Genomic DNA, 13,030 nt, shown 5'->3' on the forward strand with positions numbered 1-13,030 from the left:
AACCTTCGTTTTACAAGGACTTGCGTCGGTCGGCTATCCCTTTTCTACCTCATACAACTGCACAAGAGCCGGGCGATCTGGGAAGGGATTTGTGACGATGACAATGCCTCGAAGTCACTCTTGCCCAGCGCCAGCAGTGCCGCCGTCGACTTCACCAGAACCGAGGCCTTCATGCCCTGAGACACGGGAATCCGCGCGTCCACCAAGGGCTCCACCAGCGCCGCCTCAAAGCACTGACCGAGCAGCGCCAGCCCCGCATGGGAGGTCAAATCCAGACGCGACGACTGACGAACTTCAAAGCGGGGCATGGGCAAATAGGGCGAATGAGTGATGGTCGATATTTTACAACACATTCAATGCGTTATGCTTAACCCGTAGGGAGCGGCCCACGGATTCAGGGTTACCATATGACCATTCACCCAAAGCGGGAAGTTTGATGACCAGCAGGCACCACGTCACACCACCCATTGCTTCGGGAACCGCTTGTATTCCCGCCAACTACTCGCGTCTTGTTGCGCGGGCGCTCGGCCTGCAGGCGCGTGAGCTGCCGAAATTACTGAACGCAACGGGAATTTCAGCCGATCAGTTGATGCGGGAGGCCACTCTGCTCACATCGACCCAGCAGATTCAGATTCTACAAAATGTCCTGCGCCTCACTGATGATGAGATGTTCGGTTTGCGTTTTGGGCAGCGCTTGACGCCCACTACACACGGCGCCTTGGGCTTTATGGTGAACAGCAGTCCCAACCTGCTCGTGGCGCTAAAAGCCTTCCAGACCTACCTGCCTACACGTATCGATTTTTTCCATTTCAATTTGAAGCGTAACAAGGAATATTGGGAATGCAGCGGTTATTTTGATGTGACGCTCGACGAGGATGTACAGCGGCTGTTGGCGGAAGTCGTTGCGTCTGTGCTTCTTCAGTGCGCGGAGTTCATCGTTGGTCATCCTGTAGAAGATGCGTATATTCTTTTTCCCCATGCCGAGCCTGGGTACAGCCGCTACTATTCTGAATTCCTTCCCGGCACGATTGAATTTTCAGCACCACAGTTGGCGCTGAAAATACCCGCCGCGCTCTGCCAAGTCCCCAACGCCTCGGCGAACCATGAGAACTATTCGCTGGCCTTGCAGCAGTGCCAATCCATGCTGGACCAATTGCCGTCCAGAACCGGCAGTTGCACCCAGCAAATTCAGAAAATGATGCTATCGCACCCACCCGGTGTGCTCAGCGAGGACGAGGCGGCGGCCATGCTGTTTATCAGCAAGCGTACATTGGCGCGACGGCTTAGCCTGGAAGGCAGCAATTTCCGGAGAATTCGTGACGAAATGCTATCTCAACAGGCCAGCAGTTATCTTCTGAAAAGCGAGATATCGGTCGATGCGATTGCTGCCCTGCTTAATTACCACGACGGTTCCAATTTTCGTCGGGCATTCAAACGCTGGTTTGGGCTGACGCCGGATGAGTATCGTAAGCAGTCTCAGCAATAATGGGAGATATTGCGCCAGGCCAAGCTTGGAAGGGAGGGAAGCTGATGGAATGAATCTGAAGCGAAAATCTCTTTGAGAGATTCAGGGCTCTATGTCGTTTCGGGTGGAAGACAAGGCCCAGTTTCTCGAGCTGCTGTTGAGCGTCAAGGTCGGCCGTAAATGGAGGTCGGGGTCAAATGGAGGTCGGGGTCAGGTCTTGCGCCTTGACGCAGCCCGCCGATCCACACCTCGCGCGACCCGGCTTACCGTCGAGTAGTCGAGTAGTGCAAACCGAAGTGCGCACCGATCTGCGGAAGTTGTCGGTGTCCGCTCTCGTAGGCGTCGCGATCTTCGTCATTGAGGAAGATTGCTTGACGGGCATTGCCGCGCGCCATCACATGATGGATCGCGCCGGGGAATTCGATGCGTAGAGGACGGGCCATGCGGGGAACGTAGCGAAGCCAAAGAAATTTGGCAAGAAACAAGACCTGACCCCGACGTCCACGAAGTGACGATGGAAGCGGTCGTCGCAACCGCCAACGTCGCCAAGGCGTGGAAGCGGGTGAAATCCAACCGGGGAGCCCCCGGCATCGACGGTATGCCCGTCGAGGACTTTGCCGACCATACCCGAGCGCAATGGCCTGCGATCCGCCAATCCCTGCTGGCGGGGAGTTATCAGCCCCAGCCAGTGCGCCGGGTTTCGATACCCACGGAGGTCGGGGTCACGGAGGTCGGGGTCAGGTCTTGCGTCTTGACGCAGCCCGCCGATCCACACCTCGCGCGATCCGGTTTACCGTCGAGTAGTCGAGTAGTGCTACCCGAAGTGCGCACCGATCTGCGGAAGTTGTCGGTGTCCGCTCTCGTAGGCGTCGCGATCTTCGTCATTGAGGAAGATTGCTTGACGGGCATTGCCGCGCGCCATCACATGATGGATCGCGCCGGGGAATTCGATACGCAGAGGGCGGGCCATGCGGGGAACGTAGCGAAGCCAAAGAAATTTGGCAAGGAACAAGACCTGACCCCGACGTCTGCGGCGGCGACGATTCCGTCCGCGCATTCAGCTACGCGCTGCGTACCGCACGTGCCAACTCCGAACGTGAGTGCGAAATCGTAAAAACCTTCGAAATTGGTTACGGTTATTTGATAGGAATATCTTGAGAACGACCCTCGATCTTGAGGGTCAGGACTCACGCAGACTAGGCCGATATGGATTGCTGCCTCATTGTAGCCATCAACTGCGGCCATGGAAGTGGATTTGTTTAGGCCTTCTTTTATCTTGAACGCTAGCCGTTGCCCAACGGAGTCATCGGCGCACTGTTGGTAGACGTTTACGTTCACCCGCGAAGACGCTGAATCAGCGCCCATCGTTTCAAATGGGGCAAGCGCCATAGCCACAAATACAAAGAGCCCTCTCATCTCTCACCTCCCTATTGTTATGGCCCAACGCCTGCGTTCAGGGGCGTTTGATGCGACGTGCGGCCTTGCGACAGCAAGGGTGCGCGGCGGGTCAAACGTCCCTTGCAACGCATTGTTGGGCGTCATCTGCACCGGCTTATGGGAGTTCCGGCAGCCGGGGCCTTGGCGGACGGCCCTCCAAAACGGAATCGTCGTAGCCGATTACGTTATACACGGCACTTCGCATTTCACGCGTCGATACCGGCTTAAACGGCTTAACATACTTGGCGTAGATCGACAGCAGCACCTCATAGAACTCTTCAATAGCCTCGCCGGGCACCCCTTCCGACGGTTGTAAAACAATATTCGATGACTCACGGCTCGAGTAGCCAATTCCCCGAAGCGCGAAATCTTCCATCTCGGCATCAAGAAGTTGTCGTTCAATGTCTGGACGAAAGCCATAGAAGCTTTCTTGCGCAAAAATCACCGTCTTCCATGCAGCTTTTTCAAATTTCTCTTTTGAGCTTTGCGCCAATTTCATTTGAGCCGGCAAATATCCCTTATGGCCGGCATCCGCCATTAACTTTTTACGCTTAGGGTCGTTGAAAGGAAGCGTGCTCGCCAGTGCAAACAGTGCAGGGGCAAACTTCTTCTTCGCAGCGGCGTTTAAGAGCTCTTGCTTATCAAAGTGAAGCGAAGGTACCTGGGCATGATGAAGTGCGAGATACAGAAGGAATTTCGCAGCAGGATCGTCCTTCTCCAACTTAACCATAAAATCAGACAACCCTCCCATACACTTCGCCATATATTTAGCCACGTTGGCGACCGCAAAATCTGGGCCGTATCCCAACAGGTTGTGGTCATGTGGATAAAGCCACAGATCGCGTTCTTCCGTATCTCGTTTGGACATTGGTTCGAAACGCAAATCATCGTGTAGCTCCCGAAATAATTGGTCTGCCGTTTTCGGAGATTCTTTGGTGCCAATTCCAAATGTGTTGCACCACGCCAGCCGAATCTTTATCAATCGGCTCTTACGCTCTGCGTTTGTTAAGCAATCAAAATACATGCTTGGGTCGAAAGTACAGCCGAACTCCGATATGTACAACTCTTGAAGCACATCTGCCGCACGCTTGTGGCCAGCTTCACGTGCTGCGGCAGCAAGCCGAAATACCTCGTCCTTCTCAGAATCGTCAAATTCAGCCAACCATTTCGCATTGCCCGCTAACTGAACAGAAGCTTCCAAGTGCCCACTCCTTGCGGCATGACGTAGCCACTTGTACTCGCGAAATTCCTTGCCAAGTTCAAACGCAGCATCGACCATCCCTGCACTGGCAGATTGCTCTAGGAGCTTTTTAACATCATCGCGCTCCTCATCCGAAAGTGCGCGGTAATGTTTGCGGCTCTTCTCGAGCAGAAGCAGCGCGAGTTGAAATGCCGCACCAGCATCACCTCGATCGGCGCGCTTTCGCAATCGCTGGCGCTCATCGAGGCCAAACATCGACAGAATTCCTGTCATTTCTCTACCTCATCTAAATCACGTTCAATGAAACGAAATCCCTCGCTCCAAGTTTCTAACGTCCCGATGGATTTGCCGCCGCTACGTTATCGGCGCATTCAATGATCTTCTGTACCATTATGTAAATCGCCTGAATCGGCACTGGTCCCGCAAAAGTCTCCATGTCCGGATAGAAGTAGTTTCTGGGGAATGCATTTTTTCCTCTCGCAAAGTGATCTGCAAAATACTCTCGAACAGTCTGGCGAAACTCTCGACCATCAATAATTGGGCGCCAATCCATGAATCGCCCATACAAACGCACGGCTCCATTTTCGTGAGCCTCCAAGCGGGCCTCTACCGCCGAAAGCAACTCCAATAGGTTTTGGTTTCTGTGGTTCCGGCGAATATCAGCGGCCGGTGTTCCGAGCGCTCGTAGCATCCCCTTTCCGGCAAGTTCGGCCGCTTGCAACGACAGGCCAATGGATATTTTTGCCTCCACCGCGGTAGCGCACCGTTCGTCAAGTCTCAGTATCATCTTCGCCGCTTCATTCGCAGCTGTCGCATGTTCAAGATAGCGAAGGGCTGTTGGCTCCTTATCGGGTTGGTTCACGCAAACGCCTCCAATGACGCCCAACGCTCACGCTCAGCCGCGGCCCTGCCGGAGCGGCGAAGCCGCGGAGGCATGGACGTCGGCTGCAGCGTGTTGTTGGGCCGCACTCGCGCCTTGTATTTGAAAGAACTGCTCATGACTTTGCAGCACCTCCTGACGCTTGATGCTCTTGATAAACAGCTCGAACCGCTCCATGAGGTCCTTGGCGCAGAACTCGGTTCCGCCGACGGAGAAGATGATGTCGCCGTCGGGCTTGTATCCAAGAGAGAAAACCTCTCGCCACGTCGATGTTGCATCGCCCTTTTTGGCGCCGGCTCGCTCTTGCTTGGCAAATGGAATCCGAATCTGATTGAAATGGCGCTTCTCTACTGTGATGCGAGCGTGAAGCTCTGGCGTGAAGCATGACGATGCCTGCGCCATTGTGCGGAGCACCTCATACGCGCCCAGTACCCAAAGCCAGAAATGCCCTTGAGCTCTCGAAAGCGAGTTTCCGTCCCACGGGCCGTCAGGTTTCACGCCTGCCACGATTAGAGAGCGTATTTCTGCTGCCGTCTCTCTTAGGATCTGCAACTGCAAGCAGGTGCCCCAGGAAAAGGCGAGCAACGGCGTCTGCTCGTAAGCTTTCGCAACAGAATCATCGGTCACTTGCGGCCTCTCTCACCCTCGGACTTCGATCGGTCTGAGGCCCAACGCCCAAGCTCAGCCGCCTGCATGGAGTGGCGAAGCCACGGAATGCAGGTCGGCTGCAGCGCCTGGTTGGGCCACGAGGTTCCCTGGCGAAGATGAGCCTCCATGACGCCGAGCCCGGCGACTTTGCCGCCCGCTACCGAAGCCTTGAATGGAATCCGACATTTCATGGCTGCCACTGACGCGGGAATTGCGCGGCAAGGCTTGGAATGACGCGGCGCTGAGACGGGAGATGAGGTTTCGACGGAGCGCAGCAAGGCAGGCCGAAGGCGAGGCGTTGACGAACCCGCAAGCCTTGCGTGATGAAGGGCCGGAGAAAACCTGTTTTGGATCATGGCTGAGATTGTGCTCCGAGAGGACTCTATTGCTCAATAAATCAGCTTTTCGCTTTTGAGGCCCAACGCCAAAGCTCAGGCGCCGGAACGGAGCGCAGCGGAGTGACGGTCGCACTGGAGCGCATTGTTGGGCGACTGCTCAGACATGCAGAGCACGCGAACTACTCTGCAGCGCACGCCATGCGCAAGGCAGCGGAGCATTTGCTGTGGCTAGATAGGCTGCTGGATGACCCGGCAGGCCATGCAGGGCAAATCCGGGAACGCGCTCTGAAGGATGCCGTAGATGTGCTGTCGGAACGCGCGCGTTCCCACGAACGAACGTATTACTCCCTGGCGCACGGATACGCGCCACACGGAATGAACGCCGTAGAGGCCGAGGCATGCAGGGATGCTGTTCTCGCGCTTTTGAGGCCCAACGCCCAAGCTCAGTTGCCACCGAAGGCGCGCCAGCGCCGTAGGCGGTCAACTGCAGCTTTTTGTTAGGTTCAATCAAGATTACCGAGAAGGTTTTGGCAGGACCCGAGAGGAAATGACAGAAACGAGCGATCTCTCGCTGTCACGGAGGCGCTCTGAACAATTCCGTTTTTTATAACTAACCCAACGGTACAGTCACCTCCTCTCAGGCCTCCCGCGGTATCACGGTATGTCCATGACTCGCCGCCGTTTGAAAGGCTGACTCTTTGTGTTGGCGCACCGAGCTTCGTCGCAACTTGAGCTTCGGACATGCCCGTCAACCTCTGTTCGACGGCACCTTCCGACTTGTAGCCGCCTGGATTGCTGGCACAACCAATAAGAACTATGCACCCACCGATCAACCAGAAAAACTTATACATAAAGCCCCCTTCTACCTAACGCCTGAGTTAAGCCGCGCCGCGAAGCGGCGTCGGCTTGAACGAATTGTTAGGCTTGCTAGCTAGGTAGCTTTGCCGCAAGTACATCAACGTTTTCGATGGACGGGGGCTCGGAGAACAACTCACCTGCCTTTGCCATCAACGCGGCTGCGACCTTGCCGGAGAGATGGGCCTGCCGACCCGCTTCATCCGGGAAAGCATCAAAGATTCCGAAAGTGCTTGGTCCAAGGCGAATGCCAAACCACGCAGTGGTGTCAGGCTCCTCATTGACGATGGGAAGGCCACTCACAAGGAAGTTCTCAACCTCTTTCTCTTTTCCGGGTTTCGCTTCAAGGCGAACGAACAAGGCTACTTTGACCATGGCATGTCTCCTGTTGTTAAAACGACATCACGATGCGCGATGTTCTCTTGCAAGTCTAACGAACAGCTTCAGGGCGCGGCGCGTAGCGCCGTCGGCCCTGGAAGCGATGGTTAGAACAATGGGCTTGAGTGCACACCAAAGCGCGAAGATGAAGAACGACGAGTGGCTGACGCCGCCCGAGATCCTGCGCGCACTTGGCCGCTTCGACTTGGACCCTTGCGCCCCAGTGGGGCGTCCTTGGCCTACCGCTGAGCGACATTACACCGAGACCGACGACGGACTGGCGCAGGCGTGGACGGGCCGCGTGTGGTGCAACCCGCCGTTCGGCCGCGAGGCCGTGAAATGGCTGCGGCGATGCGCCGAGCATGGCGACGCGATTGCATTGGTGCCGGCGCGCACTGAAACCGCAATGTTCTACGAAACGGTGTGGGGCGTAGCCGATGCCGTGTGCTTCCTGCGTGGACGGCCCCACTTTCACTACGTGGATGGCCGGCGAGCGCCATTCAACAGTGGCGCGCCGATTGCGCTGATTGCTTACGGACACGACAACGCCGCAGTGCTACGGACGTGCGGCCTTGGCATGACGCTGGTGTGTTCTAACGCTTATTAGATGTCAGGATGACGCCTAATCTGCCAATCAGACGTATAATCTGTACAGAATTTTTGTAAGTAACTGATGAGAATGGATATGTCATCAGAAAGTACGTCTGTTCAAAGCATAACCGCATCGGATTCAAGGCCTCCCAAGCTCTTGGATCAGGTCCGCCACCGTATACGCGCCAAGCACTACAGCTTGCGAACGGAGGAAACCTATGTCCACTGGATTAAACGCTTCATCGTGTTTCACGGCAAGCGGCACCCGGCGGATATGGGCGCGGTGGAGGTGGAGGCATTTCTGAGCCATCTGGCGGTGGATTTGAACGTGGCGGCAAATACCCAGAATCTGGCGCTCGCTTCGGTGCTCTTTCTGTATCGCGACGTTCTCGATGTGGATCTGCCCTGGATGAGCGACGTCACGCGCGCTAAGAAGCCGCAGCGTTTGCCAGTGGTCTTGAGTCGGTCAGAGGTGGAACGATTGCTGGCTCAGACTTCGGATGATGTTCCTGGCCTGATCGCGCGTTTGCTGTACGGAACCGGCATGCGTCTGATGGAGGCGGTGCGTCTGCGCGTCAAGGATGTAGACCTCGCAATGTCGCAGGTGACGGTGCGTGACGGCAAGGGCGCCAAGGATCGAGTGACCGTGCTGCCGCAAGTGCTTATCGAACCGATGCGCGTGCGGCTGTTGGTGCGGCACCAAATGTTTGAGCGGGACCTGAAAGCGGGGCGGGTGGACGTTTGGCTGCCGGATGCGCTCGATCGAAAGTATCCGAATGCGGGGCGTGAATGGGCCTGGCAGTACGTATTTGCCGCGTCCGGGTTATCGAAAGATCCACGAACAGGCGCCCAGCGCCGCCATCACGTCTCCGAACAGACGGTGCAAAGGGAGGTGAAGCAGGCGGCGGTGCGGGCGGGGATCTCCAAGCCGGTGTCGCCGCATGTGCTCCGCCATTCTTTTGCCACGCATTTATTGGAAAGTGGATATGACATTCGGACGGTGCAGGAGTTGTTGGGTCACCAGAACGTGAGCACTACGATGATCTATACGCATGTGCTCAATCGCGGTGGGCGCGGCGTGCGCAGCCCGTTGGATGCGCTGTAGCTGTAGCGGTCGCCGCCGTTCTCGCGGACAATTCCGCCATGCAATTCGAACTTCTCAAGACGTCCGCCGGGGCGCGACGTGGTCGCCTGCGCCTTAACCATGGCGTTGTCGAAACGCCGGTGTTCATGCCGGTCGGCACTTACGGCACGGTCAAGTCGGTGACGCCGGAGGAACTGCGCGACATCGGCGCCCAGATCATTCTGGGCAATACCTTCCATTTGATGCTGCGCCCAGGGCCGGAGCTGATGCGGCGCTTCGGTGGCCTGCACGGGTTCATGAATTGGCCCGGACCGATCCTTACCGATTCCGGCGGATTCCAGGTCTGGTCGCTGGCGGAACTGCGCAAGATCAGCGAAGAGGGCGTGCGCTTTCAGTCGCCCATCAACGGCGACCGGATTCTGCTGACGCCCGAGCGTTCGATCGAGGTTCAACATGCCCTGAACTCGGACATCGTGATGCAGTTCGACGAGTGCACGCCGTATCCGGCGACGTTGGAGCAGGCAAGGGCATCCATGGAGCTGTCGGCGCGGTGGGCGGCACGCTGCAAGAGTGCCCACAACGGTAGTGACAATGCCCTGTTCGGCATCGTTCAGGGCGGAATGCACGAGGGCTTGCGAGCCGAATCGCTGGATCGTCTGATGCAGGTCGGCTTCGATGGATATGCCATCGGCGGCCTATCGGTGGGGGAACCGGAGCCGGAGCGCCTGCATGTGTTGGACCATCTGGCGCCGCATCTGCCGCCGGCCTATCCGCACTACCTCATGGGCGTGGGAACGCCACGCGATCTGGTGCAAAGCGTGGCGCGTGGCGTGGACATGCTCGATTGCGTGATGCCCACGCGCAACGCGCGCAATGGCCATCTGTTCACGAGTCAGGGCGTAGTCCGGCTGCGCAACAGCCGTTATCGCGATGATGAAACGCCTCTGGACCCGCTCTGCGACTGCTACACCTGCCGCAACTACTCCAAGGCCTATCTCTATCACCTGGACAAGTGCAACGAGATTCTCGGGCCGCGACTGAACACGATCCACAATCTGCGCTACTACCAGAACGTGATGGCCCGAATTCGGGCAGCTATCGATGCCGACGACTATCCGCGCTTCATGGCAAATTTTCTGGCCTCTGACGAAGGGCGTGCCAAGAACGCAGCTTCGCAAGACTGATCCGGCAACAAGCCCCGTACAGCCTCAGATCGTGTCCAGCAGTGCGGCCACATCCTTTTCGATGGAGGAAGGCTTGTCGGTCGGTGCGTAGCGCCGGATCACCTGGCCCTCCGGCCCGACCAGGAACTTGGTGAAGTTCCATTTGATCCGTTCGGAGCCCAGTACGCCGGGCTTTTCGGACTTGAGCAATTTGTAGAGTGGGTGCGCGTCGTCGCCGTTGACCTTGATCTTGGCGAACATCGGAAAGCTTACATCGTAGGTCAGGGAGCAGAAGTTCTTGATCTCGTTTTCGTCGCCGGGTTCCTGGTGGCCGAACTGGTCGCAGGGGAAACCCAGGATCGAGAATTTCCGATCCTTGTATTTTCGGTGCAGCGCCTCCAGTCCCTTGTACTGCGGCGTGAAGCCGCACTTGCTGGCCGTGTTGACGATCAGTAGAACCTGCCCGCGGTAGTCGCCCAGAGTCTGCGGCTGCCCGTCAATGCTTGCCGCTTCGATGTCGTAGATGCTCATGGCATTCCTTCGGTTCAGGCGGCTTCGTTCGGCTGTGCGGCGGACGATGGTTTGGTGGAGGCCTGCTCCACGGCTTCGAGGAACTCGCGGCTCCAATGGCGAATGTCGTTGTAACGCACGATGTCGTACATGGTACGCAGACGGTCTTCGGATTCGGCGCGCCCCATGGTGATGCCCAGGTAGATCGAGCTGACCAGGTCGTTGTGATCGTGCGGGTTGGTCAGCAGGGCGCCCTTGAGTTCGGCGGCGGCGCCGGCAAACTCGGACAGCACCAGCACACCGCGTCCCGAGGTGATGCCCTGTGCGGCGGCGAATTCCTTGGCGACCAGGTTCAGGCCGTCGCGCAGCGGCGTGATCCACATGACATCCGCCATCGCGTAGTACGCCACCACTTCCTCGAACGGGAAGCTGCGGAAGAAGAACTGCACCGGCTGCCAGCCGACCTGGGCGAAGCGGCCGTTGATGCGGCCCACCACTTGCTCGATCTGGGTCTGCAGGCTGCGATAGATCGTCATCTCGCGGGCGGCCGGTACGCAGATCGAGATCAGCGTGATCTTGCGATGCAGTTCCGGGTTTTCCGCGAGCAGGCGCTCGTAGGCCTGCATCTTTTCCAGAATGCCCTTGGTGTAGTCCAGGCGTTCCACGGACAGGATCAGGCGCAGACCCTTGAGCTGGGTGCGCAATTCCGCCATCTGCGCCTGGGTCTTGTCGGACCTGAGGATTTCGTTGATCCGTTCGATGTTCACGCCCACCGGATTGGCGCCGATATGCACGCGCCGGCCATTGGACTCGATGACGCTGGTGACTTCGTCCAGACCCATCGCGCAACCGTAGGTCAGGAAGCGCGGTGCGCAGCTTTGACGTTCGAGCACCCGGATCGGCATGACGCCGCGGACAACGTCTACGAAATTCTCCACCTGACGTGGAATATGAAAACCCACGTAGTCGCACTGCAGCAGGCTGCCGACGATCGCGCGCCGCCACGGCACCACGTTGAAGATGTCGGCGGACGGGAAATAGGTGTGGTGGAAGAAGGCGATGCGCACGTCCGGGCGCATTTCACGCAGAAACGCCGGCACCATCCACAGGTTGTAATCGTGAATCCAGATGATGGCGTTTTCCGCGGCTTCGGCCGCGGCGGCTTCCGCAAACTTCTGGTTGACCTTGAGATATACCTGCCAATGATCTTCGCGGAAACGCGCGCGTTCCCAGAACGTGTGCAGCAGCGGCCAGAAGGCTTCCTTGGAGAAGCTCTTGTAGAAGATGTCCACGTCCGATTTGGTCAGCGCAACGCGTGACGCAATCAGGTTGGGATAGCGATCCACATCGACCGTGGTGTGAGTTTCGAAATTCTTGATCTTGGGATCTTTCACCGACCAGGCGATCCAGGCACCGTGCTGGGCGTTACCCTTGGCGTCCTTTTCGAAGAAGCTCAGCAGCGTGGGCAGGATGCCGTTCGGCGACTGATGCCGTTGGCGTTTGACCGTGCCCTTGACCACGGTTTCCTCGTAGGGGAGCCGGTGGTAGACGATGACCATGTCCGACTTGCCGGGCTTGTAGTCCGGCGTTCCGAGCGCGGCCACGCCCTCCGGGCCCAGGAAGCCGAAATGCGCCAGCGCCTCGAGAATGCCGCCGCAGCCGGTGCGGTGCGCGTGCAGCACGCGCGCCAGTCCCTTGGTCTGTTCCAGCAGTGCGGGTTCGGAGTTGCCGACGCAGACGCCCTTGAAGCCGAACGAAAACAGCGACAGGTCATTGATCGTGTCTCCGGCCACGAGCACCTGTTCGGTGTCGATCTTCTGGCTGTCGATGAAGGCCTTGAGCGTGGATCCCTTGTTGACACCTTTCGGCAGGATGTCGAGGTAGGTGTTGGCCGAGAACAGGACCTCGCAATCCAATTCGGCCGCGACGCGGTGGACCTCCTCGGTCACGTCACCAGCACGGCAGAAATACGAACACCGGCGTTCCTGCGGTGTGGCCTGGCGCTCCAGCTCCGGAAAGCGTTCCATGGCGGCGGCCACGGCCTGCTCGCCCGGCCAGCGGCCTTCGATCTGGGATTGCAGCGGTTGCACGGCTTGCCGCGTATGACCGTCGCAGACCGTCGCGCCGACGTCGCAAATGATGTAGTCCGGCTGCGGAATGGACGGGTCGGACAGCAGCGGCAGCACGGTTTCCAGGCCGCGGCCGGTGACGAATACAAGCTGGATGTCGGGGTGGCGGGCGATTAACTGGTAGAGCTGGTGGCGCTCTTCGGTGTCGCCTGCGAGAAAAGTGCCATCGAGATCGGTGGCGAGCAGCATGCGCGGGCTCCCTCGGTTGTCTGCGCGTCCGCCGGAAGCGGGAGCGCGATAGAGCGGAAATGCGTCGATCAGTATCGACGATTGGCTTTGTTAATTGTGGGTGATCATGAACCGGCACTCAAGCGGAGTGCTCGAAACCGGCGCACCAAGCCCCAGCCGATC

General features: G+C 57.9%; 12 protein-coding genes and 1 pseudogene. 4 read left to right on the top strand and 9 right to left on the bottom strand.

Features of this window, described 5'->3' with window-relative positions; translation table 11 throughout:
- Nucleotides 1–101 precede the first annotated feature (101 nt).
- A pseudogene (locus tag RM530_RS08555) lies at nt 102–308 on the bottom strand (IS1380 family transposase); the annotation flags it as partial.
- 128 nt (nt 309–436) lie between these two features.
- Here RM530_RS08555 and cypR point away from each other — a divergent pair.
- On the top strand, nt 437–1,486 hold the full coding sequence (cypR, locus tag RM530_RS08560) for a transcriptional regulator CypR (RefSeq protein ID WP_311364808.1): 1,050 nt from the start codon (nt 437–439) through the stop codon (nt 1,484–1,486).
- Nucleotides 1,487–1,728: 242 nt separating this feature from the next.
- Here cypR and RM530_RS18970 read toward each other — a convergent pair whose 3' ends face one another.
- The 6 genes from RM530_RS18970 to RM530_RS08590 form a co-directional block, all read right to left on the bottom strand.
- Nucleotides 1,729–1,908 carry a hypothetical protein gene (locus RM530_RS18970; protein WP_311364809.1) on the bottom strand — a complete coding sequence of 60 codons (180 nt, stop codon included), beginning with the start codon at nt 1,906–1,908 and terminating at the stop codon, nt 1,729–1,731.
- 371 nt (nt 1,909–2,279) lie between these two features.
- A complete protein-coding gene (locus RM530_RS18975) occupies nt 2,280–2,435 on the bottom strand; it encodes a hypothetical protein (RefSeq protein ID WP_311364810.1) in 156 nt (51 codons plus the stop codon).
- A gap of 582 nt (nt 2,436–3,017) precedes the next feature.
- A complete protein-coding gene (locus tag RM530_RS08575) occupies nt 3,018–4,376 on the bottom strand; it encodes an SEL1-like repeat protein (RefSeq protein WP_311364811.1) in 1,359 nt (452 codons plus the stop codon).
- A 55-nt stretch (nt 4,377–4,431) separates the two neighbouring features.
- Nucleotides 4,432–4,965: a hypothetical protein gene (locus RM530_RS08580; RefSeq protein ID WP_311364812.1), complete on the bottom strand. Its 534-nt coding sequence runs from the start codon at nt 4,963–4,965 to the stop codon at nt 4,432–4,434.
- Between the two features lie 33 nt (nt 4,966–4,998).
- Nucleotides 4,999–5,610, bottom strand: a complete 612-nt coding sequence (locus tag RM530_RS08585; protein ID WP_311364813.1) for a hypothetical protein — start codon at nt 5,608–5,610, stop codon at nt 4,999–5,001.
- A 1,286-nt stretch (nt 5,611–6,896) separates the two neighbouring features.
- Nucleotides 6,897–7,199 carry a putative quinol monooxygenase gene (locus RM530_RS08590; protein ID WP_008927334.1) on the bottom strand — a complete coding sequence of 101 codons (303 nt, stop codon included), beginning with the start codon at nt 7,197–7,199 and terminating at the stop codon, nt 6,897–6,899.
- Nucleotides 7,200–7,317: 118 nt separating this feature from the next.
- Here RM530_RS08590 and RM530_RS08595 point away from each other — a divergent pair, with 118 nt between their 5' ends.
- From RM530_RS08595 to tgt, 3 genes are all read left to right on the top strand, one after another.
- Entirely contained in the window at nt 7,318–7,809 is a 492-nt protein-coding gene (locus tag RM530_RS08595) for a DNA N-6-adenine-methyltransferase (protein ID WP_349256204.1), read from the top strand.
- A 78-nt stretch (nt 7,810–7,887) separates the two neighbouring features.
- Nucleotides 7,888–8,898 (top strand): integron integrase, encoded by a 1,011-nt coding sequence (locus RM530_RS08600; RefSeq protein WP_311364913.1) that lies wholly within the window; start codon nt 7,888–7,890, stop codon nt 8,896–8,898.
- A gap of 38 nt (nt 8,899–8,936) precedes the next feature.
- Complete coding sequence (gene tgt, locus RM530_RS08605; RefSeq protein WP_311364815.1) at nt 8,937–10,061, top strand: tRNA guanosine(34) transglycosylase Tgt; 1,125 nt, start codon at nt 8,937–8,939, stop codon at nt 10,059–10,061.
- 24 nt (nt 10,062–10,085) lie between these two features.
- Here the strand turns inward: tgt and RM530_RS08610 are convergent, their stop codons facing one another.
- Together RM530_RS08610 and ggpS are read right to left on the bottom strand one after the other, a co-directional pair.
- Nucleotides 10,086–10,571: a glutathione peroxidase gene (locus tag RM530_RS08610; protein WP_311364816.1), complete on the bottom strand. Its 486-nt coding sequence runs from the start codon at nt 10,569–10,571 to the stop codon at nt 10,086–10,088.
- A gap of 14 nt (nt 10,572–10,585) precedes the next feature.
- The gene (gene ggpS / locus RM530_RS08615) at nt 10,586–12,868 is read right to left on the bottom strand and encodes a glucosylglycerol-phosphate synthase (protein WP_311364817.1); all 2,283 of its coding nucleotides are present in this window, start codon (nt 12,866–12,868) and stop codon (nt 10,586–10,588) included.
- Nucleotides 12,869–13,030 lie beyond the last annotated feature (162 nt).

Origin of the sequence: Banduia mediterranea, from assembly GCF_031846245.1 — a bacterium.
In the GTDB taxonomy this organism is placed as follows: Bacteria; Pseudomonadota; Gammaproteobacteria; order Nevskiales; family Nevskiaceae; genus Banduia; species Banduia mediterranea.